This window comes from Catenulispora sp. GAS73, from assembly GCF_041262085.1.
Lineage (GTDB): Bacteria > Actinomycetota > Actinomycetes > Streptomycetales > Catenulisporaceae > Catenulispora.
The window spans coordinates 1-24955 of record NZ_JBGCCM010000042.1 but is presented as its reverse complement, the minus strand read 5'-3'; the positions used below and the strand labels follow the sequence as shown (position 1 = coordinate 24955).

Here is a 24955-nt window from a genome sequence, read left to right as displayed (position 1 = left end):
TTTCCAGGGACGTGCCGGAGACGCCTGGGCTGGCAGGCGAACAGTTCGAGGGCGCGCTGGGGGATCTGCGCGTGCCGGACGCCGTCGGGTGTTCGTCCTGCGTCGTCGACTGCGTCTTCGGGGTGGTGATCGTGGTCCCGTGCGAGTCCGGTGGCGTTGCGCCGACGGTGAATCTCACCACCAGCGCCAAGAAAACCAGGGCGCTGGCGATGCTCAGATGCCTGACGCCCGGATGCTTCCGGACGCCGTCGATCAGAGGGCCGGCCATCATCAGTCCATGTACTCGGGTGTGATGCTGATGTAGCCGGCGGCCTGGCTCGGGATCTGCATGGTTTCCGCGAGCGAAGACTGGACCAGAGAGTTGAGCAGGCTGTTGATGGCCTCGGCCAGCGCTGCCTCCTGGTCGATCCCGCCTTCGGCCACGAAGGCCGCCTTGGTGGAGACTTTGGCCATCACGTTCGACGGCGCGCCGCCGAAGCCGTAGGTGATGACGTGCGGTCGCCGCTTCCACGACCGGTCGACCAGGTGTCGGAAGGACTGCTCCCAGCTCTTGTCGGTCGGTGCACCGTCGGTGAGGAAGAAGACCGCGGGTCGCAGCACAGCGCGCTGCTGGGCCACGAGGTTGTCGACGTCGATGTCGATCTGTGAGCGGACCAGGTCGAACGCCTCGCCGTACCGTGTCTCGCCGTTGCAGACGATGTCCGGAAGGCCAGGGATCTGGTCCATCTCGGTCATCGGGATGACCAGGTGCGCGTTGGTTGAGAAGGCGATGACCGAGATGTGCGCGAACTCGGACACCCTGGGGCTCATGGCCAGTGTCCCGTGGAGCTTGGCGAGCGTGTTGTTCAGAGTGGTCTGGTGCGGCGTCATCGAGGTCGACGCGTCGATGACGATGTATGTGGGCAGGCACTTCTGCTTCATGGTGTAGGCCGAGAAGTCCTCGGTCATGCGGTACTCCTTGAAAGGGGACGGAATGTTGCGGGGTCAGTGGGACGCGCCGACTGCGATGAGCACTATGACGACCGCGATGACGATGAGCACCCCGACAATGGCATCGGAGGGCCGCTGAGTTTTCCCGGACCCGCCGGTGGTGTACGGGTTTCGGGTCTGCTGATTCGACGCAGGCATCGCCGGGTGATGAGGGTTGATGGTCGTGGTGGTGCCCGCCGGGGGGACGACGGGGCGCACGGCCTTCGGCGGCGGCGCGGGAGGAAGCGGGATACGCACCGGGCTCGGCATGGGGCGGACATAGAAGCCGCCGGTCAGTACGGAATGGAGCTGAGTGGTCGCGGGTCGCCGCTCGCGGTCGTTGGACAGGAGGCAGTCCATCAGGACTTCGGTGAGCGCGGGCTGGCTGTACTTGCCGCCCAGCGACGGCAGGGCCCGCAGGGCGTCGGCGTCCCGCATCCCTGTCAGGCAGCGCGCCGCCAGCAGGGCGACACGGTATCGATCCGTGTACTTGTCCGCGGGTGTAGTACTGGGGGTGCGTGGGTCGTCCCAGTTGGGCTGGTGCAGGTTCGGGGCCTTGCCGCTCTGACAACCGTCGATGTCGATCACGTAGAGCTGTCGGTGCACGGGCGACCAGAACGCGTTGGAGTAGGACCAGTCGGAATAGACGAGGTCTAGCCGGTCCAGGACGGCGGCCAGCGCAACGAGCGTCGTCACCGCCTGCAGGCGGTCGTCCGGCTTGGGGACCGGCAGCCCGACACGGCGGATCGCCTCGTCGTCCCGGGCGAGCCAGTCCACCTCCACGAACCGGGTGTCGGTGGAGCGTCCGGCGGACAACGTCGCCTTGAATTGGTCGGGTGCTGTTGGGATGACGCACCCCAGCGTCGAGCCGTCGGGGGCGGTGATCCGGGCCGCCGGCCAGGACGACGAAGAGAGCAGGACGCTCTGCTCGGTCGGCGAAAGCGCACGCGGCGCGGCCACCAGGCCGTCGAGTTGCTTGGCGTCGCCAGGGACAAGAGGCTTCTGGTAGAACTTGGCTAGCCAGCCCGGGTGGTTGTCCAGGGTGTGGATCCCACGGCTCTGCGCGGTCGCGGCGCTGATGGTCCCGCCGAGTGTGCCGAGCGCAGAGACGGTGACGGTGGCCGGAAGCGGCCAGGATGGCGTGGTCATGCGCGATCGTTCCAGACCACGACGGCCGTCCGGTCGTCGATGAAACGCTCGGCGTCGTAGGACACATCATTAAGGAAGGCGGTCGCCGAGGGCGGGCTCGCCCACGCCCTGGCGAAGTACCGGTTCGCGGCCTCGATCGAGGCCAGGGCGTCGCCGACACCGTCGCTAACCAGGGCCAGCGCCGCGCCGGGCGGGACGCGCATGGCCATGGTCTCGACGCGTTCCGGGGTGCCAGGGAGCGTGCCCGTGACGGCGTTCGACGACATCTCGTCTGAGTCGTCCTTCCGGTCGCCGGCGACGAACTTCCAGACATCCGAATTCGGGAGCAGCAACCACGCTGAGACGTCGCCGATCCACGATAGCCAGGCGAAGGCGTCCGCACCGTCATAAGCGGGCGTCTCGACGACTGCGGCGATCATCACTGCGTCGATGTCACGCGAGCTCAGCCGCCGGTTGGCGGCCTGCTGGTTCATCCCCTCCGCGATGGTGGAGTAGAGCCACCGGATGTCCACGGTCTTGGGGTGCACGCCCTTCTCGATCTCATCGCGCAGGAGGCTGACCGCACTGCTGACGGCGGTGTTGGCCCCGAGTTCGGACTGCTTCCCGCTGGACAGGCCATCCGCGACGGCCACCAGCGCGAAACGGTTCCGGCTGTCCCGGCTAATCCGGTACGCATCCTGGCGGGGTACCACCGGCTCCTCGCAGCGGTGGCCGGGACCGACGATGGACGCAGCCCGTAGGGCCAGCCCGCCCACCTGCGCCCGGTCCGCGGCGATCCCATTCGGAACGGTACGGCTCGGGGTCAGCCACGGGAAGCTGTGTGCCCGGGCGCCCCGACCGAAGACCGGCACCGCCGCGTATTCGAGGCGAGAGGGTTGCCGGTGCACCGGAGTCGGTGGCCGCGGCGATGAGGCCTGCTTGCCATTGCCCAACTGGTTGGCCAACCCGGGCCGTGTCCAGACCACACCTGGCTCACCCGAGGCGGTCCTAGGCTGGTCCGTTCCCCGCGCCGTGGAGTCGCGAGCGCTTTGTTGGCCGTGCGGCGACGTCGGTGGCGTCGGAGTACGCGCCAGTAGCGCCATGCCTGTGGCCATGACGGCGGCCAGAGCGAGCAGATCGACGACCCAGCCCGCCTTGCGTCCCGGAAAAGCCACCTCGATAAAAGCGGAAATAAAAATGGTCGCCGGCCATGCCAGGCGTACCCCCCTGGTACCCACGCGGGCAGCGTAACGGTCGGAGTACCCGGTTACAGACCCATGATTGATTTCCGCCACTTCCGCGTGCTGGCGGACGACGTGGATGTTCTGCCGGGCGTCGACATGGTCGGATGTCATGCAGTCCCGCCGCGGGATGCGTCGGTTGTCGTGTCAGTCCGGTCGGGCCCCGGTGCGGGTGCTACGCGGCCGGAGACGCCTTGATGGTGATGGAGGCTGCCGTACATCACCGCGTAGAGGGTTGAGGCGTCATGTGCGGTGTTGTGTTGCTCGTGCACCGGGCGCGCGTTCGGTAGCGACTTTCCTATCGCGGCCAGGACTTGGTCCAACTCCGGTGCTCGGCCGGGATCGTCCCGTAGGAGACTGGACAACCGCAGGCGCCAAGCGGGCATGAGGGCGGCGCGAGCTGGTTCCCGAGCAGGGATGTCGGTGGTACCGACGAGCCGGTTGTCGGCGTCGAGCTGAGCGACAACCGAGGCGTCCGCTGTGGGTTCCCCCGTGAAGAGTCGCGCCATGCACGTACGTACCGGCTCAAACGCCTGGGTCGCGAAAGACCCGACCAACACCGCTGCACTCCGTCCCGCGATTTCATCAAGCTTCTCCGCCGTGGCGGGCTGATGCTCCATTCTGCGTACCTCCTGGCTTGGCCGGCGACCGCTGGCGATCCATGCCCTTCAGTTTCTGAACTCAACGTAAAAAGGTTGACTCCCGAAAAGACTGCGAAGCCGATCCGGCCACATCATCAGCCCTTATTCGGCAATCTTGATCGGCCGCTGAAGCATCCTCGCGTCCTGTTCACCGACCGTCGGCGACTTGGATGTGCTGATCTCCGTGTTGCGTCGCGTAAATAACGCTATTGTCATTTGCTGTGTTGACCATTGATCCGCGAGAAGACGGCTCAGGATAGCCGGAGGTACGGGGAGAGGGTGACAAGGCAGGCGGCGAAGGTGTCTCCTTAGGGTGGCCAGACGCGTTCGGCACCCAGATCCACACGGCGCCGCGGTATTCCTTCTCGACGGCCTCGACTCGCCAGAACCGTCCAGGGCGCAACGTCGTGTAGCCGGGGCGGATAACATCTACGTAGATCGGCTCGGAAACGCCCACCGCGAGGTGGGCGTCTGGAGCCTGCGCCAGCGCGGCCTTCAGTCCATCGCTGGCGTTGAGGCGGGCCAGTTCCACTGGTCCGGGCCCGACGAATCCCAAGTCGCCACGCGAAGCCGGGCCGTAGTGGACGGTGGCCCGCAAACGCAGCCATGCTTGCGGAAGCCGACTTTCGTTGTAGTTTCGTAGACCCGCTTCCAACGCCCGCATGAAGGTGTCGACAAGCGCCGGCTCGGACGTCCCTTCCGGTAAGACGGCGAACAGCGCGTCACCCTGAGCCTGGGTCTCCCAGTCCGAGTACCGCAGCCCCGCGGCATGCGCGGCAGCCTCCACTAGACGAGGAATCGCTTCTTGGAATTCACGCTGCCGAATCGGGCCGCTGGCGCCATACCCCTTGGCATCAACCAGAAGAAGCAGGCGCCGACCGAACTGCTGGCCGCTAGCCGCCCCTAGTGGATCACTCATATTGATCACCTTCCGTTCCCGGTCGACGACAAGGAGAGAATCAGAATGACGTATTAGCCGCGCCAGGCGCAGTGAAACCGCGATGCTCCCCGCTCGACGGGAACTCTTCGACCGGCGGTGCCTCCCCTCCCCGCGCCGCTGGTGGATCAGTAGTACACCCGCCGTCACCGCAAGAACCCGCAATAGTGCGGGTTCCTGATAAACCCGTAGAACTGCCTGGTCTCCGCCTCGAAAGCATGACCTAATCGTGTCAGGGCTCGAAGATATGAGGGAACCGTCTGAGGAGGGGTTGATGGCGGCCAGGGCATCAGCCAAACGGCGGCAGCCGGAACCGACCGCGCCGGAGCGGCTCATGCTGGCGGCGCTGCAGAACACGCACCAGCACGCCGACGCCAAAGCCGGGGTCCTGGTGGCTGTTCAAGGGATGATTATCGCCACAGCAGGCGCTTGGAACCGGCAAGCATTGGAGGCATGGGAGCGCGGCGGATTGCCAGGGACAGTCAGCGCAGCCTTACTTGTGCTGTTCGCCCTCGGCCTGTCGGGCGGCGCCAGTTGCGTAACACTGGCCCTGTGGCCACGCCTGTTGCAACCGGCCGGCCCCAACCGCTTCAGTTTCGTCGATCTCGCCCGCGGCGCGGCAGGACCCGCGCCTTGGAGTCTGTCACCCACTCCAGCCACCGATCCTGTAGCCGATCGCGCAGCTGAACACCTGGAGTTAGTCGAGACCGTCCGATTCCTCGCCGGGGTCGCAGTGATCAAATATCGGTCTCTGATGGGCGCGGTCTTGTTCACAGCCTTGATGGGGCTAAGCGGGAGCCTGCTCCTGGTCCTACAGCCGATACTGCTGTGAGCCGCGCGGCGAATTCGTATCGTCGCCCGCGTACGACCTCACCCCTCGACCAGTTCTCCCACTTGTTTGAGCCGTGCCAGGTCTTGGAGCACGGTGGAGCGGTATCCGGTCTCCAACAGACCCGCTTCACGGAGTTCCCGCAACGCCTTGTGGATTGTCCTCTCGGCCGCCCCAGTCAGCGTTGCGATCTCCGGCTGGGTCAGCTGACAGCCCACCACGACACCGTGCGGCTCCGGGTGCCCGTATACCTCGGCCAGCTCCACCAACAACCGCGCCAGGCGCACTTTAACCGGATAACCCCCGAAGTCCAGCCGCCGCCGATTCGCCCACCGCAGCTGATCCGAGACACTGCGGGTAAGAGCCATCGCCACCTCCGGCCGCCGCGCAGTAAGGTCCGCCACCGTCGCGGGCGAGAGAACTCGTGCAGCCAGCGGACCACACGCGGTCACGGTGGCTGACCGCGGAGAGCCGTCCACCGCTGCCATCTCGCCGATCATGTCCCCACCAACACGAACCGACAGAAGCGACTCTTGACCATTCTCGACAGTAGCCGTTACCTTCACGAACCCCGAGAGCAGCAGGAAAGCATGCCGGTCTCGTGCCCCTTCGGACAGCAATACATCGCCAGGACCGAACGACACAACGGTCCCGGCCCGGAGCAACTCCTCTCGGATCGGCGTCGGCAGCACCCCGAGCAGACTACGGTGGGGCCATACGGCTGTCGCTGACGCTCTTATCATCCTCGCCTCCCAAATTCGACAACCTGCTCTATCAGGGCTCCGATATCGGGTACCGATAAGGCCATGGGCTGCCGAAGCCTCTCACTTCGGCCACTCAGATCCATTTTGGCACCCAGATCAAGCCACCTGCGGGTCACCAGCTCGGCTCAACTCGCAGATAGCTGCGATTAACTGATCACGGCAACGAGACCTCCGACCCCGCGCCGGCGACGCAGGTCGCGATCAGGATACGAAGCACCGCGAAGCTTCATGGCACGCCAAAGCGCTGGAGATCGTCGAGCGTGATCTGCGCATCAATCTTCCCGTGTGGGAGCGCGATGTGAGCGGATGTCGTGGTGCCACGCGAAACCAGGCACATCTGAGCGGAACCAGTCGCCGGGTTGCACACGGACGAAGCAGGATGTTATGACACGAGCGAACAGCCAAGGAGGCGCGATATCAAGACCCTGATTATCCTATGGACCAGAAGGTTGGGGGTTCGAATCCCTTCGTGCGCACGTCGAAATGCCCCAGGCCGGTTCGCTGACCTGGGGCTTTGCGTCGCTCAGGGATGAATAGCGAGGCAATCCAGCGTCCGTGCGGTATAGGGCGGCGGTCTTGGGGGACGGTTGGGGACGGGTCGCCACGGTCTAGCTGGAGAGATGTCAGCCGAGCGTGGATCCGCCGATACCCCCACGAAGGGTTCTGGCGAGCCAGCAGCAGCACCAGAGCTCGGATGTTCCGATGGATGCAGGGGCGCCCTGGACGCCTCGATCTGGACTTCGCTGCCAATCGGCGACGCAGCAGATCCCGGTGCCAGCCGAGCAGTGTGCCAGGCGTGACGATCAGCCGGATCCGTACAGGGACGAGACCGGGACCAGTCCGGCCAGCAGTGCCAGCCACGCCCGGTCACCCCAGGTGAGCTTCCGCGCGATCCGCGGATCCCGACGCTGCGCAACCGCGAGCTGATGCCGAAGGATCAAGATTTCCACGTCCTTGGCCGTGGAACCACGCAGACTCAGCCGCCCCCACGTGAACAACCCACGGACAACCAGATAGATCAGCTTCAACCTCACGAACCAGTATCATCCCAGGTCGGAAGGGTTATCGGCACGCTCAGGTCAGCACAAGCCTTTGACCAGCTTGGATGGATTTCTCGGCACCCTCAGCGTTCGCCTACCGCAATCCTGGCAACCAGCGCCTCCGTGCCCGCTGCGCCACCACCCGACGCGCCCGAGGTCATCTCAAGACCCACACCAGCGGGAAGACACAGCCAGACAGGCCGATCCTTAAGACCCCGGCGGCACGGTTAACCTCCAAGACTCCTTATGCCGATGTACCAGGTTGGTCTACGAAGACGAATCGACGCTTGAGATCGTTGCCGCGACTATAGGGCCACCGCTGTTCGAATTGGAGACGTCCGACGACGATGTCTGGGCCAATCCCCAGCTCTTCAGCGAAGCTGACCACGTCTCGCGACGTGCGCAGCGTGGCGAGACGAGATTCACGCTTTCGGGGAATGAGCAACTGCGAGGCGAAGGCATCTGCTTCCTGTTCGGCTCCGGAGTGTGGACCCGGGTCGTTAATAAAAACATCCTTCTTGGAGTGTAGGAGTAAGTGGCCGATCTCATGAAAGAAAGTGAACCAGAAAATATCACTCCAACTGTGACGCAGTGAGAGCTGGACAAGCGCCTTGTTGGGAGTGAGCCAACGGGCGGCGCCGGCTACGCGAGCTCCTGGGATTTCTTTCTCGAACACCACAGCGATGCCGACTTGTCCGCAAAGCGAAAGGAGTGGGTCGTGCCACTCCTGGGGCCCATCAGAACGGGTCAGCGCACGTAGGTCGTCGATCCGCTCTAGGAGACCGGTGCGGTCGTAGGGCTCGCACAACATCTTTGCGGCACGCCGCTCGCCGATCCGCAGCCATGCAGCGACTGCACCAGGATTGCTAGTAAACGACCTGGAGCGGCGGTAAGCGGTCGGTTTCTCCCACACTGCTTCCCAGGAATCCCTATTCGCGACGCCGAAGAAGTTGCAGACGTCGCGGAGACGCTCCACCAAGTCTGAAGTCTTCGAAATATATCCGCGTTTCACCAGTTCTTTTATCGGAAGTTGTTCGAGCCAGTCGAGGTCTGACTCGAGGCGCTCGGTTTCAGCCCGTTCTGACTTCGATACTTGGTAGAGGCCTTCCAAGCTGGTCCAAGTAACAGCTGGCACGCCTGTAGCGCGCTCCAACAGCAAGGCGGTCTCGGCGGTAAGGCTGACGTTCCCGTTCACTAACTGGTTGATGTGCTTCGTAGACAGCCCGGTGCGAACCGCCAGATCGCTCTGTGTCATATCTCTGTCGTTGAGTACGTCCTGCAGCGTGGCACCGGGAGGGAGAACCTCCTCCGGCGTGTAGGTACGGTCGGCGGCGGCCGTCACGTCGAGCTCCTTGGGGATCGGTGGTCGTCGACGATGTCGGTGATCATGATGCGGTCGACGGCATCCCAGACCAACTTCCCGCCGACATGCGGAACGGCGTCGAGTGCTGGGCGGAACACGAGCTGATGTTTTCGCGCGTCGACGGCTAGCCGCCAGTCCGGATCCCCCTCGAGTTCGCGGCAGCGGCCCGGGAGCTGGCGCATCTGCTCAAGGCTGGGTACGCCCCAGAGCTGCTGCATGCGCAGATCAAGGTAGGCGGCGGCTTCGGGTCCGAAGCGCGCGATCCGCATGGCGCGCTTCACGAGCACGGTTGCCAACTCCTCGGTGGCGAAGAGGACGTCCATCGGCCCTCCCGCTCCGGTGGCATTTTGTCCACACGGTAGCACGGATGTCCTTCTGTAGCACGCCAACGCTCTAGAGGAGTGGAATATTCTGTTGCACCCCTCAGGTATAGAAAAAGGGTGTACTCTGCTGGAGCAAGATCGGTCATAGATTCAGAAGGGAGGGGCCATGCCCCCGAGGCCCAGGTCAAGCAGAAGACGATCTACGTCAACACCCGCGCCGTCCAGATCGAAGGGCACGAGATCAGCTTCGAACGGCTGGTCGAGCTTGCCTACCCGGGATCGCACGGTGACGAGGTCACCTTCACGATCAGCTACACGGATGGTCCCGAGGGGCACGAGTCCGGCTCGCTCACCCCGCACCACAGCGTCGAGGTCAAGAACGGCATGATCTTCGATGTCATCCGCACCGTTCGCTCGTAGCGACGATCTGCGGCGCCTGCTTAATGAGGGGTACGACGTCGAACTCATCGACGCGCACCTCCTCGTCAAGCAGGTGCCGTACGTCGACGCCGAATGTCGCGTGAAGTTCGGAACGCTCGTCTCTCCGGTTACCTTCAGCGGCGAGCAGACCGCGCCCAACCCGAACCACCAGTGTTGGTTCATCGGGGATACGCCCTGCGACCAGCATGGGAAGCGCCTAAGCGCGATCATCATTGACGAAACCGACCAACAGCTCGCTCCGGAGATCCGGGTGAACTTCGGTTTCTCCAGCAAGCCGCACGAGGGATACGCGGATTACTACGCGAAGATGGTCGCTTACTCGCGCATGCTGTCCGGCCACGCCCAGGCGCTGCAGCCGCACGCCGACGCACGCGTGTTCCCGACTGTTGCCGGACCGGAAGACTCTTGGCCGTTTGTCTACCGCGACTCGGCGTCGAGCCGTGGGGGCATCGCAGCGCTCATGGACGTATTCCGAGGCCAAAAGATCGCGATCGTGGGCCTCGGCGGTACCGGCTCGTACATCCTCGACTACGTCAGCAAAACCCCCGTAGACGCGATCCACCTGTTCGACGGGGACTGGATGCTCAACCACAACGCCTTCCGGGCACCCGGCGCCGCGTCGGTCGAGGAACTGAACGACCGGCCGCTCAAGGTCGACTACTTGGCCGCGAGGTACTCGAAAATGCACCGCGGCATCGTGCCGCACGGTTACCACATCACGGCTGCCAACGTCGACGAGCTTGCGGACATGGACTTCGTGTTCCTCACCGCTGACCAGGGCATGGACAAGGCACCCGTCGTCGCCCGGCTCGAAGAACTCGACAGGCCCTTCATCGAAGTAGGCATGGGCGTGGAAAACGTCGACGGGGCCCTAACCGGGCTACTCCGCGTCACCACGTCCCTTCCGGGCCGGCGCAGCCACGTGCACGAGAACAACCGAATCCCGGAGGCTGGGGACGGACGGCCCGACGACTACGGCTCCAACATCCAGATCGCAGATCTCAACAGCCTGAACGCCATTCTCGCCGTCATGCGGTGGAAGCGACACCTCGGCCTCTATCACGACATGAAGAACGAGTGCTACACCACCTTCTCGTTCACCACCAACAGGATCGTGAACGCGGACACTCCATGAAGACCATCACGATCAGTCATGCCTTCGTCGAGTCGATCCCCAAGCCGATGCAGCCCAGAATGGTCTACATCAGCATCCGCTTCGCGATGGTCGGGCACTTGTGTTGCTGTGGCTGCGGCGAAGAGGTTATGACGCCTCTCAACCCGGTGCGCTGGCGGCTCGAATACGACGGCCGGTCCGTCAGCCTGCGCCCGTCGATCGGCAACTGGAGCCTGCCGTGCCGCTCGCACTACTGGATCATCAACAACTCCATCCAATGGGCGGAAGACTGGAGCGAGGCGAAGATCGCCCGCGCGATCAAAGCCGACCGTCGGACCCTTGACGAACACATCGAGTACGAAATGGTCGAGCGCAGTCCGGATCAGACGCCCGCACCTGGTTGGTTCGCCAAGTTGCGATCCTGGCTCGTGCGCAACCGATGACCCACGTACGTTGAAACACTGAAAAAGTGAACGAACCTGCTTGCCGATATCAGCAGTGCGGCAGTCATGCTGAGCACCTGCGACTCTACACAGAGCGCGCCAATGTGGCCTCGGGGCCGCCGACGCTTAGCCGACTGCGGCCTTCTGGCCCGGAGCCCGGAACCATATCGTCGTCGAACGCGGCGAGGTAGCGCTCGGCGTCCAACGCTGCCGTGCACCCGGAGCTGGCGGCGGTGATTGATGGCTTGGCGGTACGTGTGGTCGACGACGTCGCCGCACGCGAAGACGCCGGGGACGAAGAACTTGTTCCCCACCGCAGTTCCCCCTTTGGATGACCCACACGATGTTCCCGCTCTCACGACGCCCGGGCCGCAGCTCTGGTTGCCAGGGCGATCGAAAATTCTCAAGGCGACGGCCGAAGCAGCTTGGGTGGCGACAGACAGCCGACCGCCGGCGCCCCGCGCAATGCGCCAGCCGGTCCGGCAGCATCGGCTCAATTATGCGCGCCGCCTATCGCCTTAGACCTTGGCGACGTTGAAGGCGAAGGCCGCGTTCATGCCGGGGTGTGCTGACCGTCCGGCCCCGATGAAGGTGACAACCACCTGCTGGGCGAGTTGCTCAAGGCCAGGGCGTTTCGGCCCTGGCCCGGCGCGGCCCACCCCGATCTCAGAACAAGTAGCGACCGTGCACGGCCGACACGACCTGATCCCGGACCCGGTCGCTGACGGCACCGGGGCCACCGAAGATGATCACCGAACGGGTCCGTGTGGTCTCGGGGTCGGAGCCCATCATGCCGAGCACGTTTGCGGTGCTGCCGGGCAGCGACAACGGATCCGTGAGCAGCAGTGGCTGGCCCGTGCTCGCTGCGAACGCGCCGCCGCTGAGCGCGTCGGGGAAGTCGGTCCCGGTCGCGACGGCCGGATGCTCTGGGTAGCCCCACTGACCGGCCAGCTGGCTTGATGTCGCGTAGCGGTCCTTGCCGACGATCCCGTCAACGCAGGCGAACTTGGTGCGGTTGCGGTCATGCGCCGCGGGAAGCGACAGGAACGCCTGGACTGCAGGGCCGCCTACCGCCGTGATTGCGTTCGGATTCACGCAGTTGACGCCGCCGTTGGCGGCGATACGGCTGCTGATGTAAGCGGCGGTGCCCGGGTCGGTGAACGCCTCGTTGCCGTCCGACCTTCCCGACAGCAGGATGGCCGCGGGCTTGCCGTTCACGACCTCGGCTCCGTTGGACGCGTACGGCCCGGCGGCGAGGGCGTCCGCGAAGGTGTCGCCGGTGGCCAGGATGAGGTGGGCTGGATCTCCGAGCCCTAGGTGCGCGATCTGCAGCGCGGTCCCGAAGCGATCGGCGCCGCCGAACCGGACGACGTTGTACCCGAGGGACTTCAGCTCCTCCTCGATCGACGAGGAGACCGCGTTCTGTCCGCCGAGGAGGTAGACGGTGTGGTTGTGGTCGCCCGGGATGACCCGCTGGATCTCTCTGAGAGTCGCGGTGTCGAGCGTCTTCGGATCGGTGAGCAGCAAGGGCCCGCGTTTGTACGAAGCCAGCGGCACCCCCGCCAGAGCGTCAGGGAACTGGTCACCGCGTGCCAGGACGACCGCCTGTGCCGTCTCGTTCGCCAGGCCGTCAATGCTGTTCGCGGAACCCCAGCGAGCCTGCGACGCGGCGATGGCGGTCGCGTAGCGGTCCCCGCCTGCGACGCGGTGGACCACCGGGGTGGTGCCCACCGAAGGCGGCGGGCCCTGTGGCTCGGTGGCGGTGAACTGCTGGGTGGTCGACATCGTCGGGCCCCCCGCCGCGCCGTTGGCCCACAAGGTCACCGTGTATGTACCCGGCTTCCAGTAGGTGTGGGTCGTGGTCCAGGTCGGGGGGTAGAGCGTGTCACGGCCGCTGTTGTCGCCGAAGTCGATGACTTCATTGGCCGCTCCGGTGGTGCCGGAGGTGTCCACCTTCACCGTCATGGGGTCGCCCGATTCCGGCGACAACCGCAGGACCGGGACGACCGGCGTGGCGACGTAGGTGGTTGGACCCGAGACCGTCTCGATGATGCCGCCCCGGGCATCCAATGCTGTCACCTGCACCGTGAACTGTCCGGGCTGGGTGTAGACGTGCTGGATCTGCCCGGCCGACACCTGCTCGACCGACCCGTCGCCGAAGTCGTAGCGATAGGACGCCGCCTGGTACCACGAGCGTGATGAGTCCACGGTCACCAGGACCGTCCACGGCGGCGAACCGACAGAGGATGTCGTGCCCACTGGCTTCACATCCACGATGAAGCTGGGCATACCGCGCGTGAGCTCGACCGCACCGCGATCGCGCACCCCCGTGCCGGTGCCGGTGTTCGGCACAGTCGGGTCGTCGACCGCTGTATCGCCGTAGATGTCGGTGGGCGACTCGCCGACAGCGTTCTCATCAGCAGAATCGATGGGGACAGAGCCTTCTTCGGGACTGTAGAGGGGCGACGTGGCTGCAATTTTGGCGTCGGCCACGATGTCGTGCGCGCCGAGACCGGTCGCGGCGGTGAGTTCGGCCGCGGTCGAGAACTGCTCGCTGCCGACGACGTAATTGGCCCTCGGCGGGAAGGGGGCCACAGACGAGTACGGGTACACCACGTTGTAGTCCAGGTGCGTGGTCGTAGCATCCGCCACGGAGATCTGGGCCCCGCCCGACTGAACGCCGCCAGGGCAGTTCTGCTGCGGGTAGGGCGACAGCAGGTTGTTGTCCTCCACGATGTCATTCTCGACCGTCGTGTTCATCGCACCGCTTCCCAGCGCGATCCCGAACCCGCAGTTGCCTTCGATGGTGTTGCCGCTCACCGCCGCACCCGAAGTGCCGTCGACGAGCACACCCGTGCCGACGGCCCAGTCCTTCACAATGACGTCGCTGGCGATGGTGACGCCGGCGCCGTCGTTCTGAACCGTCACGCCGGTGGCATTGTGCACCACGAAGCTCCGAGTGACCTCGACGTTCGACGACCCCGTCACCGAGACACCCGCGCCCGGCCCGTCCAGGACCTCGAACCCGTCGACCACGACATCGTGCTGCCCCGCGACCGTCACCATTCCAGGCAGCGCTCCGTTCGCGGTAAGGCCCTTGCCTTCTATGACGGCGCGCTGTCCGTCGGCGAGCGAGGCCGACCTGATCGTGACCGGGTGCCCGGCAGTCCCAGACTTGTCGATGTTCACCTGCGCGGCATACGTGCCGGCGGCGACGAGTACGGTCGTCCCTGGCCCGGTTGACGGCGAGTCGATAGCAGCCTGGATGGTGCAGAACGGCGCTGACTGCGATCCTGCAGTCGCCCCCGTGTCGCCGCATACGGCGCTGCTAGTCGCGCCTATATAGACGACAGAGGCCGTCGTGTCGGCGTGCGCCGCCGAAACACTCAGCAATCCGAACTCCGCGGTCAGTGCTGTGATGCCGATGAGCGCTACGTGGCGCCGGGCCGAAGCGGTACGCGGCTTGGACGGCAAAGTGGAGACCCCCTGAGACGATGTGAGCATCCAGAGGATGCGGGCCGTTGAATCCCCACGTCAAGCACTAGTTCTTCTACGCTTTCGACAGGATGGGCGAAACGTCGTCGACGAGTGAACCAGGATGCACCAGTACTGAAACCGGCCTGTAGTCGATCTCGATGCTTTCCGAGCCTGCGTAACGACAGGCGCGCAGACTCCTGTGCTGGTCAGCAATTCGGTCACTGTCCCGGACCTGGGGTGATGCCGTGGGACGATCGGGTCTGTGGCTGTCGGTCTGCTATACCGGATCTTCGTGAACGTCCTGTCCTGGCTGGCGTTGCTGGCCCGATCGCAGGCGTCCAAGGACGCCGAGATACTGGTGTTGCGCCACGAGGTCGCGGTGCTGCGCCGGACGAACCTGAAGCCGAAGCTGGGCTGGACCGACCGCGCGGTCCTCGCGGCGCTGTCCAAGCTGCTGCCCAGGGCACTGCGTAGCCACCGGATCGTTACCCGAGCACACTGCTTCGCTGCATCGGCGTCTGGCAGCGGACAAGTGGCGCCAACCGAAGGCACCGGGCCGGCCACCTATTAGCGACGACCTCGTCCAGCTGATCCTCACCCTGGCTCGGGAGAACCGCACCTGGGGCGCGGTGCGGATCCAAGGCGAACTGCGCCGACTTGGACACCGCGTGGCCGCGGCCACGATCCGCAAAATCCTGCGCACCCACCGGATCCCGCCGCCGAAACACCGCGACGACTCCTGGCACACATTCTTGCGCGCCCAGGCCGACACTCTCCTGGCCACGGACTTCTTTCATGTCGACTGCGCGGTCACCCTCACCAGGCTCTACGTCGCGTTCGTTATCGACCACTCGACGCGTCGGGTCCACCTGCTGGGGGTCACCCGGTACCCGACCGCGGCCTGGGTCACCCAACTGGCCCGGGGCTTCACCGCCGACGTCGAAGCCGCAGGACACCGCTTCACCCACCTCATCCGGGATCGCGACGCCAAGTTCACCGCCGCGTTCGACGCGGTGTTCAGCGCGACCGGCATCACTGCGATCACGACCGCACCGCAAGCACCGAAGATGAACGCCATCGCCGAACGGTTCGTCGGCACCATGCGCCGGGAGTGTACCGACCGGATGCTGATCACAGACGAACGCCACCTTCGCATCGTCTTGGACCAGTACGTCGCGCATTACAACGCCGGCCTCAGCCACCAAGGCGACGGAATGAGCCTGCGCGCGTCAGACGACGACTCGAACGTGATCCCGTTCCCGGTCCAGACCGACCGGATCCGCCGAAAACGCGTCCTCGGCGGCCTGATTAACGAGTACGAGACTGCCGCACAACAGCCCTGGTCAACCCCAGTGGCCGAGTTCCTGACCACCACAGGCATGATCCACGAGTACCAACATGCGGCCTGACCTGGGTGGACGCCCTTTTCGGCAGGCGCAATGTCGCTTTGATCGTCTTGGATCGCGACGGGCAACAGAGTCCCTCAGGTTCCATGGCCCTGAACACGCCAACCGGGCGACACGACTGGCTACGCCCATCGCGATCACCCGGCTGCTTGTTCGTTACCGACCCACGCTCCTAGCGGCTAGTTCCAGGACCACTTCTGGTAGTTGTTGCCGTTGCAGGGGAACCACATGGCTACCCCGGCTTGCCCTCCGTCGAGGCACGTGTTGTAGTTCCGCGCCCAGTGGAAGTAGTAGTAGTTGCGGCCCCCGACGTTGCCCGCGTACTGGAAGGTCCACTGCTGCCAGTTGCCGGCGTTGCAGGGGAACTCCCCGTTGGACTGACCCCCGTCGGTGCACGTGCCGTACAGGTCGGACGGCTGGTAGGTGGAGCTGCTGGTGGACTGCAGGTCATGCCAGGTCTGGAACCCGTCGCCGTTGCAGGGGCTGACACTGAGGATGTTGTAGCTGCTGTCCAGGCACTCGGCTGTCTCCAGGTTGTACAGCGCGCCGTCGCGCCAGACCCCGGGCAGCTTCGGAGCGGAACGGTGCACCGGTGCGGTCGTGGTGGTATGCGAGGCTGCCGGCGAAGCCTGGGAGGCAGGTGCGGTCAGGGCGAGTCCGGTGATCGCCAGTGTGGTGGCTGCGAGCAGGCCCGCAGCCTTGCGGGTGAGGTTCATCAGCGTTTTCCTTCCTTCTTCGGCGTGGGCCGTGGGTGTCCCGCACTACAGGTCGATGTCGTCCTTCACGGGTGCTCCTTCGGCTCATCGCGTAGTGGTTGCCGGGCTCCTGCGGAACAGGGCCCGCACCTGCTATTCCAATGCACTAGTGAGCCGTTGGTAATTGTCCTTCGGTACACATCACGGCGTGGTAGCTCTCTGCAACAAGGCAGGCTTGCAACCGCGAGATGCTCAGCTTTTCGAGGATGCGTCCGACATGAGCCTTGACTGTCCGCTCACTCAGGCACAACACGCGGGCGAGGTCCTGGTTCGACGGGCCTGACCCCAGGAGCAGGAATACTTCACGCTCGCGACGCGAGAGTCGCAAGATCCGGTCGTGCAACGCTATGAGCCGTTCGATCCGGTCGAAGTGGCGGGTTTTGGGGCCGGCGGCGCACAGCGGACAGACTTCAAGATCAGCAGAGTGCATGTTCCCCCGTACGCTGTCATTGCCGATCAGGTGTGAGGCAACGTCGTGGTGCGTAGCAGAGATGAATGCCATCTTGGCTACAGGCCAGGGCAGCCTCTCGTTCGGAGTGTCCGGTTTAACAGCCGCATCGGCTGTCCCCGGATCAGGCGCCGCAGACGGACTCACTGGCGCCACACCGATACTGGCCACGACGTACCGGGTCTCACCGTTTGCAGCCGCCCTGGTTCGCCCGGCTCCATGCACCAGTACTCGTTGCTGGCGCCCGGCGACGAGTACCAGGTGATGACATCGGTTCCGCTGCCGCCAGCGCCGGAGACGTTCAGGTAGCCGCGCGGCGTGTTGTCGTTCGGGCCCATGGACTGGAAGGTCCAGTCGTGCAAGCAGCGGTTGACCGCTGGCGTCGGGTGGGCCGTGACCGCCTGTGCCGACGCGGCCGGCGCCCAGAGTGCGAGCGCCGCGGCTGCCGCGAAGGCGGCTGCGGTGACGCGGTTGAGTTTGCGCACGACGATGTCCTTTCGTCGTTTCTGGTGGTTCGGTGCAGTTCCTGTAGTTCGGGCTTCAGTTCCAGCCCGTGAACAGGTAGAAGCCCAGGTCACGGTTGCCGTCCCCGGAGACCCGGCGCGGCGGTGCGAGCGGGATGGCGCTGTACCACCTTGCTGGCGTTCGCGATGAGCATGTTTTCCCTTCCTCTGGTCGTGCGAATGAGTGCTGTCCCCAGGCGGAGACCTGGGCCTTGATGTGGTCCGCCCCGTGCCGGCCACGACTCCGGTGTAGCGCTGCTTCGTTGTCCGGTGTCGGCGGTTGGACACTGGACATCAGAGTTCTGACAACGAGAGGCGGCGCCGCGCGTTATGGTTCTGTGACCTGAGAGGGACGGGGGAGGTCATGCCGCGCATCGAGCAACCGCTGCCGGCGGACGGCGGGGTGCTGGGGGAGTTCGCCGCGGAACTCAGAAGGCTGCGACAGAAGGCGGGTACGCCGCCGTACCGCGAGCTCGCCCGCCGCGCGCTCTTCTCAGCCACCACCCTCGCCGACGCCGCCGGGGGACGCCGGCTGCCGAGCCTGCCGGTGGTCCTGGCCTTTGTCCGGTCCTGCAACGGCGACGTGCGCGAATGGGAATCACGCTGGCGGCTGCTCGCTGCCGAACTGGCGAGGGCGGACGGCCGAGAACCGGGAACGGACACCGACGACAAGTCCTGCCCCTACCTGGGCCTGGCCTCCTACGGTACGGGGGACGCCGACCGGTTCTTCGGCCGCGAGGTCCTGACCCGGCAACTCGTGGAGGCGGTCCGCACGCGGCGTTTCGTCGGCGTCGTCGGCGCCTCCGGCTGCGGCAAATCCTCCTTGCTGCACGCCGGGCTCCAAGCCTGGGCGACGCGTCCGGCCCCCGAAGGCCCACGATGGCGCTGCCTGGACTTCACTCCGGGCGCGCATCCGCTCCAGGAATGCGCAGCCCGGCTGGCATCCCTGTCCGGCGTATCGGCAGCCAGCCTCTTTCGCGACCTCCAGACGAGCCCGGAGGCGCTGCATCTCAGTGTCCTGCAGATCCTGGCCGCCGACCGGCCGGACAGCCAGCTGCTGATCGTGATCGACCAGTTCGAGGAACTTTTCACGCTCTGCACCGAGGAAGACCAGCGAGAAAGCTTCATCGCCGCGCTCGCCGGCGCCGCGAACGCCGGCAACAGCCGGGCCCGCGTGGTCATCGGGGTCCGCGCCGACTTCTACGCGCACTGCGCGCGCCATCCGGCGCTGGTGGACCTGTTGCAGGGCGCCCAGCTGCTGGTCGGGCCGATGACCGGCGAGGAATTGCGAACCGCGGTCAGCCGGCCGGCCGCCGGGGTCGGCTGCGCCGTGGAAGCGGCATTGCAGGCGCGCGTCGTGGCTGACGCCGCCGGGCAGCCCGCCGCCCTGCCGCTGGTGTCCCACGCGATGCGCGAGGCCTGGCGCCGCCGGCGTGGCAACACCTTGACGCTCGCCGGCTACGAGGCCTGCGGCGGCATCACCAATGCCCTGGCTCGGACCGCCGAGACCGCCTATACCGGGTTGCCGGGGAATCAGCAGCGGGTGGCCCGGCAGTTGCTGCTGCGTCTGGTCCGCGTGGGCCCGAACGAGGAAGTCACGAAGCAACGTCTGGACCGGCGCGAGCTGGACGCCGGAACCACCGAGGTCCTCACGGCGCTGGTCGGCGCCCGGCTCCTCGCCGTCGACGCGGACAGCGTGCAGATCACCCACGAGGCCCTGCTGTCGGCCTGGCCGCGGCTGCGGTCCTGGATCGAGCAGAACCGCGCCGGGCTGCTGGTCCGCCAGCAGCTCGTCGAAGCCGCCGCGATCTGGGCCGAAGCCGGCTGCGATCCCGGCCTGCTGTTGCGATCCGGCCGCCTGGCCCTGGCCGCCGAGTGGGCGGCGGGCCACGGCGACGACATCCGTGCCGCTCCGACCCTGAGCGGATACCTGTCCGCCTCGCGGCGCCGCGCGACCCTGGCCGCCAGGGTCCGGAAGCTGGTTGTCGCGACCCTGACCGCTCTCAGTGTCCTGACCATGATGGCGTCGGTGGTGGCCTTCGAGCAGCGCGTGGCGGCGAGGGCAGCGCAGAACCGGGTGGTCGCCGACGAGATGGCCGAGGACGTCCCCGCGCTGCTCAGCCAGGACGGCTCCATGGCCGCGCTCGTGGAGCTGGCGTCGTACCGAATCAGCCACGACGCCAACACCGGCACCGATCTGATGAGTACCGAGCACCAGCCACTCGCCCGGGTGCTCGACACGTCCTCCGACGAGGTGGGTGCCCTCGGATACAGCCGCGACGGGAAGGTTCTGGCCACCAGCGGCGGCGTCGACACGGACGGAAAACCTGCCGGAAAACACCTGGCTGCAGCCGGGAACCGCAACGAGGTCCGGCTGTGGGACGCAGGGTCGTCGGCGCCGCTGACCGCACCCCTGCTCGCCGACGAACCCATCAGCGGCCTCACGTTCAGTGCCGATGACAAGGTACTGGTCGGCTCCGGCGCGGCGGGGGTCCGGCTGTGGGATACGTCGGACCCCCGCGATCCCGCTCCGTTAGATATCTCGTCAACCGGCCTCGCCAGGAGCCAAGCGGTTTGCGCCTCGTTCAGCGCGAAAGGCCGCCTCCTCGCGACCGCGAACGGCGACGGCGTCGTCGACGTCTGGGATATGACAGACCCCTCCCGTCCGCGCTCGGTCAGCCGGTTTCCGAGCGGTGGCGGGGGTGTCACGTCGGCCATGTTCGTGCGCGACGGTCTTCTGGCCACGTCAGGGCCCGACGGTACCATCCGCCTGTGGGACCTGAACCATCCGCACAGCACACCCACGGCGCTGATTGGGAACGCGACTGACGGCAGCGGCACCAGGGCAGTCGCGTTCAGCCCTGACGGCACCGTCATGGCCCTCGCGGACAACGACTACACCGTCCGGTTGTGGAGCCTGGCCAACCCCGCTCGGCCGACTGCGCTCGGGCGGCCGCTCACCGGCTTCACCGGGGCCGTCGAGGCCGTGGCGTTCAGCTCAGACGGCGACGTCCTGGCCACCGCGGGCGCCGACCACGCCGTGCGCCTGTGGAACGTCGCCGACCCGGCAGCCGCGGTCGCGCTCGGCCAGCCGCTGACCGGGCACACGGACCCGGTCGACAAGGTCGCCTTCCGCCCCGGCGGCCGTGAACTCGCCAGCGCCGACGGCGGCGGCGCCGTGCGGGTCTGGACCCTGCCCGGCACCGTGCTGGTCGGCCACACCGCCCCCGTCACCGCGCTCGCCTACCGGCCGGACGGCCAGGTACTGGCCAGCGGCGGCGACGACGCGACGATCCGGCTCTGGGACGTGACCGACCCCTGGCATCCGTCGGCCCTCGGGGACGGGCCCCAGGCTGGCGACATGGGCACCGTGAGCGTCCTGACGTTCCGTCCCGATGGCGCGGTCCTAGTCGGCGGTTCGCAGGACGGCGCGATCCGGTTGTGGGACGTGTCAGAGCCCGCACATCTGCGGGCGATCGGCGCGCTCCAGACGGGATTCCAGGGCGCGGTGACCTGCCTGTCGTTCAGCCCTGACGGCCGAACCCTGGCGGCCTCCGCCCAGGACGGGACCGTGCGCCTGTGGGACCTCTCCAATCCGGCGGCCCCGACCACCGCGGCGTCGCCGCTGTACAAGTTCGCCGAGCCCGTCCACGTCCTCTCCTTCAGCCCGGACGGCAGCACGCTCACTGCGGGCGCCGGCAGCACGGTCCGGCGATGGCTGATGACGCGCGCCCCGCAACCCGTACTGTCCATGTACTCCTCGCTGGCCGGCGTGCCTGACGGCATGACGGACCTGGCCCTGAGCCCTGACGGGGACACGCTGGCCGCAGTCGGCCCAGACGCGGACATCGGCCTGTGGGACATGTCGGCGTGGGCCGCTCACAAACAGGCACCCCGGGAAGCGACGCCGACCGGCGACACCCGCGGCGTCACCGTCGTCGCCTTCAGCCCGTACCGCCACACGCTGGCCGGCGGTGCCGACGACGGCACCCTCCGGCTGTGGGACACCGCCGATCCGACCGAGGCCACACCGCGCGGGTCTCCAATCACCGGCCACAATGCGGCCGTCGACGCCATGGCGTTCAGCCCGGACGGCAGCTCGGTCGCCACTGCCGGCGACGACCACACCGTGCAGATCACGGTCCTGGACCCGGACGCAGCGGGGAGGAACATCTGCTCGATGACCGGCGGGGCGGCCGACCGGCATCGATGGCACCGATATCTGCCCAAGGTGCGGTACGAGGACCCTTGCCGCTGACTGGGCATTTCATAACGGCTTGCGGCCATATTCGCAGGTAGGTGACGTAGCCGAGTCGTCCACTCCGCCCTCGATGCCGGATTCCAGTCGGCGAAACCATAAAGAACCATAGGCTGGTTCGCCCGCTTGTTCTTCCGGATCGTGTTTGATTCGACTGGGTCCCGGACTCGCCGGATTCGCAGTTCCCTAGACCGAGGCACGGCCGATAGTAAAGCTCTGTCATGACCCGAGCCGGGCCTACCCGTCCGACGCCCGCTGGGTACTGATCGAGCCCACGCTGTCCGCTTGGCGCCAGGCTCGCATCCGCCGGGCACGCCAACGTCGGCACACCTCGGCCTGTCCGGCGCGATCCGCGGCGGACAAAAGATCCGCATCACTACCTGTGGTGGTCAGAAATTACTGACCAGCAGGGGCGATGAGCGGATACAAACGTCGAGGGCGCTCCCGAATGGCTGGTCGAGTACGCCGGTGCGATCACGGCCTGGCGCGATGGGCGCTCATCGGCATAGATGCCTGGCGGCATCGACCCAGGCGTCCGGCGTGCCTATGTGTGCTTCAGCTGGGTTGGCCAAACTTCGTGTTCGGGATCCCACCACAGCACGTGAAAGATATTCCCCACGCGGAAACCATACAGACGCCCCTTGCCGTTAGTCTGCAGCCGAGAGATCTGGGTCTGGTCCGACAAGTGGGCTAGTGCATCAAGGCGCTGAGATACCTGTTTGTTCTTCCGGCGGACATCGGCGATGTCGTAGTCGGCCCGGCTGCCCCCTGAACAGGTACCCGGCCCTGTAACGGCTAGTGTTCGAGTCGTCGGGCGATGGCGTTGGCGGCAGTGTGTAGGGCGTGGTCGGTGGTCGCCGGGTACAGGTCGAGGGTGACGGTGATGCTGGAGTGCCCGAGCATGTCGGACACGACTTTGGCCGGGACGCCGGCGTCCAAGGCCTGGGTGGCCGCGCCGTGGCGCAGGTCGTGCAGCCGGATCGGCGGCAGCCTGGCTTCGCGCACCAGGTGCTTGAAGGTGTCGGAGACGGCAGCGGGGTTCAGTGCGGCGCCGTTCGCGCCGGTGAACACCAGCCCTGTGTCGACCCAGGCAGTCCCCGCGGCTCGGCGCTCGGCGTTCTGAAGGCGACGCCAGGCGGTCAAGGCGTCGGTCACGGCCGGGGCGAGGGCGACGGTGCGAATGCTGGCGGCGGTCTTCGGCGGTGCTTCGATCGTGCGGCTGCCGACCTGGACCAGTTGGCGGCGGATGGCCGCCTCGCGGGCGTGCAGGTCGACGTCGTCCCAGCGCAGTCCGCAGGCCTCACCGCGGCGCGCTCCGGTGTACGCCAGCACCACGAACACGGCGTGCAGCCGGTGCTTCGTGATCCAGGTCAGAAACGTGCGGGTCTGGGCCGGGGTCCACACCATCACTGGCGACGGCCGCTGACCGGTCTCGCGCCATGCCCGCTCCCGGGCCGGGGTCCACTCCAGCGGCCGGGCACGGCGCGGCGCCGGGATTCGGACCAGCTTGGCGACATTGACCGCCACCAGTTCCCGGCGTACCGCCTCGGACAGCGCGGAGCGCAGCACCGCACGGATCCGCTGCACTGTCGCCAAGGAGGCCGGACGCCGGAACCCCGGCAGCGATGTCAGTTCGGCGCGGGCCGCTCGCGCGGCGACTGTGTCGTGTCGGGACCAGGCCCGCTTGGTTTCGGCGATGGCGGCGTGCCGCTCGGCGTTGTGTTGAGCGGTCTGCTCGGCGTCGGTGGTGATCCGGGCCAGCGCGGCGCGTACGTGCTCGGGGCGCAAGTCCTCCAACAGCAGCCCACCCAGCAGCGGCACCAGGTAGGTCTCGGCCAGGCTGCGATACGACAGAGCGGTGGCCGGGCGTAGGTCGGTGCGCTCATCTAGCCAGGTGCACAGCCACTGCTCGACCGTTATGGCCTGCACCGGGGGCAAGCCGCGGCGGATCCGGACCCGCACCTGCCCGACGTCCGGCAGCAGCCGTCCCGCGGCGATCGCGGCATGGACCGCCGTACCGATCGCCGCCCGCGCGGTGGCCGGATCGACAGCCAGCTGTGCGGCCTCCAGCAGCTTGTGGACCGTGGCCAGCTCTGTGCACGCCTCGTCGCGGGTGGCGAACCCGCCGCGCCGGAAGTACGACCGGCCAGACATCGCTGATACCGGGTCATCCAGCTGGAAGAACCACGAACCGTGGGTCGGACTCCAGAACCCGTCTGAGCCGTACAGCTGTGGACAACTCGCGCCCAACTGCCGACGCCGTACCCAACCGTCAGTCCCGCGCACCGGAACACCGTCCGTATCGAGGACGACTTGACTGCATCCACACCGCTTGAACACGATCCCGTCCACGACCAACCACCACCGCAACTGAGAGGAAATACCTTTCTATTCGGAAACGGATCCGGGTGGTAGCTGGTTCGACCGGGCCGGCGCCGCCATAGACGACACGACCCGCCACGGGGTGACACGCCTTGATAATCGGACTAGGCACGTTGCGGCACATTCCACGCTGGTTTGTGCCTCCGCGGCGCATCGCGACACGCCCTGGCACGCCACAAGTCGAAACGGGAGGCGGCGCGAACCGCACCTTCTGATTTGAAGACCGGAAATCAGATGGCCGATACCCACCTTGACCTGCGGTTTCGTGGCGAGGAAATTCGCGAGGAATGAACCCACGTCGAACCCACACTTAGGCATGTCGTGACTATGTCAACACTCAAACGGGCTATGGCGAACAGAAAACCCCAGGTCAGAAGCTTGACCCGGGGTGAATATCTGTGCGCACGAAGGGATTCGAACCCCTAACCTTCTGATCCGTAGTCAGAGAGAAACAGGGGGCTAGAGGTTCAAATCGCAGGTCAACGACATCGTA

The 24955-nt window shown here is 66.1% G+C and carries 19 protein-coding genes, 1 tRNA gene and 3 pseudogenes; 8 read left to right on the top strand and 15 right to left on the bottom strand.

Going from position 1 to position 24955, the window contains the following annotated elements; translation table 11 throughout:
* The first annotated feature begins 11 nt into the window (after nt 1–11).
* A complete protein-coding gene (locus ABH935_RS42610; RefSeq protein ID WP_370383689.1) occupies nt 12–293 on the top strand; it encodes a hypothetical protein in 282 nt (93 codons plus the stop codon).
* On the opposite strand, the gene ABH935_RS42605 is transcribed toward ABH935_RS42610, so the two are convergent.
* The 4 genes from ABH935_RS42605 to ABH935_RS42590 form a co-directional block, all read right to left on the bottom strand.
* Nucleotides 271–948, bottom strand: coding sequence for a VWA domain-containing protein (locus tag ABH935_RS42605; protein ID WP_370383688.1), 678 nt, complete (start codon nt 946–948; stop codon nt 271–273). The genes ABH935_RS42610 and ABH935_RS42605 overlap by 23 nt on opposite strands.
* A 36-nt stretch (nt 949–984) precedes the next feature.
* Nucleotides 985–2118 carry a hypothetical protein gene (locus tag ABH935_RS42600; protein ID WP_370383687.1) on the bottom strand — a complete coding sequence of 378 codons (1134 nt, stop codon included), beginning with the start codon at nt 2116–2118 and terminating at the stop codon, nt 985–987.
* Complete coding sequence (locus ABH935_RS42595; protein WP_370383686.1) at nt 2115–3452, bottom strand: protein phosphatase 2C domain-containing protein; 1338 nt, start codon at nt 3450–3452, stop codon at nt 2115–2117. Before ABH935_RS42595 ends, ABH935_RS42600 begins: the two co-directional genes overlap by 4 nt.
* Nucleotides 3453–4127: 675 nt before the next feature.
* Nucleotides 4128–4898 (bottom strand): hypothetical protein, encoded by a 771-nt coding sequence (locus ABH935_RS42590; RefSeq protein WP_370383685.1) that lies wholly within the window; start codon nt 4896–4898, stop codon nt 4128–4130.
* A 292-nt stretch (nt 4899–5190) separates the two neighbouring features.
* Between ABH935_RS42590 and ABH935_RS42585 the strand changes: the two genes are divergently transcribed.
* Entirely contained in the window at nt 5191–5748 is a 558-nt protein-coding gene (locus ABH935_RS42585) for a hypothetical protein (protein WP_370383684.1), read from the top strand.
* A 38-nt stretch (nt 5749–5786) separates the two neighbouring features.
* Here the strand turns inward: ABH935_RS42585 and ABH935_RS42580 are convergent, their stop codons facing one another.
* The 4 genes from ABH935_RS42580 to ABH935_RS42565 all read right to left on the bottom strand — a co-directional run bounded on the left by ABH935_RS42580 (nt 5787) and on the right by ABH935_RS42565 (nt 9235).
* Nucleotides 5787–6437: a Crp/Fnr family transcriptional regulator gene (locus tag ABH935_RS42580; RefSeq protein ID WP_370383683.1), complete on the bottom strand. Its 651-nt coding sequence runs from the start codon at nt 6435–6437 to the stop codon at nt 5787–5789.
* A gap of 875 nt (nt 6438–7312) precedes the next feature.
* Nucleotides 7313–7543, bottom strand: a complete 231-nt coding sequence (locus ABH935_RS42575; RefSeq protein ID WP_370383682.1) for a hypothetical protein — start codon at nt 7541–7543, stop codon at nt 7313–7315.
* Between the two features lie 250 nt (nt 7544–7793).
* The gene (locus ABH935_RS42570; protein ID WP_370383681.1) at nt 7794–8891 is read right to left on the bottom strand and encodes an ImmA/IrrE family metallo-endopeptidase; all 1098 of its coding nucleotides are present in this window, start codon (nt 8889–8891) and stop codon (nt 7794–7796) included.
* The gene (locus ABH935_RS42565; protein WP_370383680.1) at nt 8888–9235 is read right to left on the bottom strand and encodes a hypothetical protein; all 348 of its coding nucleotides are present in this window, start codon (nt 9233–9235) and stop codon (nt 8888–8890) included. The genes ABH935_RS42570 and ABH935_RS42565 overlap by 4 nt, the downstream gene beginning before the upstream one ends.
* Before the next feature lie 117 nt (nt 9236–9352).
* Here ABH935_RS42565 and ABH935_RS42560 point away from each other — a divergent pair, with 117 nt between their 5' ends.
* Genes ABH935_RS42560 through ABH935_RS42550 form a run of 3 tightly spaced genes read left to right on the top strand, consistent with a single transcriptional unit; the run spans nt 9353 to nt 11233 of the window.
* A complete protein-coding gene (locus ABH935_RS42560; RefSeq protein ID WP_370383679.1) occupies nt 9353–9655 on the top strand; it encodes a multiubiquitin domain-containing protein in 303 nt (100 codons plus the stop codon).
* Nucleotides 9630–10811: a ThiF family adenylyltransferase gene (locus ABH935_RS42555; RefSeq protein WP_370383678.1), complete on the top strand. Its 1182-nt coding sequence runs from the start codon at nt 9630–9632 to the stop codon at nt 10809–10811. Before ABH935_RS42560 ends, ABH935_RS42555 begins: the two co-directional genes overlap by 26 nt.
* Nucleotides 10808–11233 (top strand): DUF6527 family protein, encoded by a 426-nt coding sequence (locus tag ABH935_RS42550; protein ID WP_370383677.1) that lies wholly within the window; start codon nt 10808–10810, stop codon nt 11231–11233. The genes ABH935_RS42555 and ABH935_RS42550 overlap by 4 nt, the downstream gene beginning before the upstream one ends.
* 85 nt (nt 11234–11318) lie before the next feature.
* Here ABH935_RS42550 and ABH935_RS42545 read toward each other — a convergent pair.
* A pseudogene (locus ABH935_RS42545) lies at nt 11319–11529 on the bottom strand (hypothetical protein); the annotation flags it as partial.
* A gap of 370 nt (nt 11530–11899) precedes the next feature.
* Nucleotides 11900–14422 (bottom strand): cell wall-binding repeat-containing protein, encoded by a 2523-nt coding sequence (locus ABH935_RS42540; protein WP_370383676.1) that lies wholly within the window; start codon nt 14420–14422, stop codon nt 11900–11902.
* A gap of 550 nt (nt 14423–14972) precedes the next feature.
* On the opposite strand from ABH935_RS42540, the pseudogene ABH935_RS42535 reads away from it, so the two are divergent.
* Nucleotides 14973–16119, top strand: a pseudogene (locus tag ABH935_RS42535) (integrase core domain-containing protein).
* A gap of 176 nt (nt 16120–16295) precedes the next feature.
* Here ABH935_RS42535 and ABH935_RS42530 read toward each other — a convergent pair.
* The 3 genes from ABH935_RS42530 to ABH935_RS42520 all read right to left on the bottom strand — a co-directional run bounded on the left by ABH935_RS42530 (nt 16296) and on the right by ABH935_RS42520 (nt 17804).
* The gene (locus ABH935_RS42530) at nt 16296–16832 is read right to left on the bottom strand and encodes a hypothetical protein (protein WP_370383675.1); all 537 of its coding nucleotides are present in this window, start codon (nt 16830–16832) and stop codon (nt 16296–16298) included.
* 145 nt (nt 16833–16977) lie between these two features.
* Nucleotides 16978–17373 carry a helix-turn-helix transcriptional regulator gene (locus ABH935_RS42525; protein WP_370383674.1) on the bottom strand — a complete coding sequence of 132 codons (396 nt, stop codon included), beginning with the start codon at nt 17371–17373 and terminating at the stop codon, nt 16978–16980.
* Between the two features lie 89 nt (nt 17374–17462).
* Nucleotides 17463–17804, bottom strand: a complete 342-nt coding sequence (locus ABH935_RS42520; RefSeq protein WP_370383673.1) for a hypothetical protein — start codon at nt 17802–17804, stop codon at nt 17463–17465.
* A 382-nt stretch (nt 17805–18186) separates the two neighbouring features.
* On the opposite strand from ABH935_RS42520, the gene ABH935_RS42515 reads away from it, so the two are divergent.
* On the top strand, nt 18187–22080 hold the full coding sequence (locus tag ABH935_RS42515; protein WP_370383672.1) for a helix-turn-helix domain-containing protein: 3894 nt from the start codon (nt 18187–18189) through the stop codon (nt 22078–22080).
* A 205-nt stretch (nt 22081–22285) separates the two neighbouring features.
* Nucleotides 22286–22381: pseudogene (locus tag ABH935_RS42510) on the top strand (IS5/IS1182 family transposase); the annotation flags it as partial.
* A gap of 494 nt (nt 22382–22875) precedes the next feature.
* Here ABH935_RS42510 and ABH935_RS42505 read toward each other — a convergent pair.
* Together ABH935_RS42505 and ABH935_RS42500 are read right to left on the bottom strand one after the other, a co-directional pair.
* The gene (locus ABH935_RS42505) at nt 22876–24234 is read right to left on the bottom strand and encodes a tyrosine-type recombinase/integrase (RefSeq protein ID WP_370383671.1); all 1359 of its coding nucleotides are present in this window, start codon (nt 24232–24234) and stop codon (nt 22876–22878) included.
* Nucleotides 24235–24861: 627 nt separating this feature from the next.
* Nucleotides 24862–24938: transfer RNA gene (locus tag ABH935_RS42500), tRNA-Ser, on the bottom strand.
* Between the last annotated feature and the right edge of the window lie 17 nt (nt 24939–24955).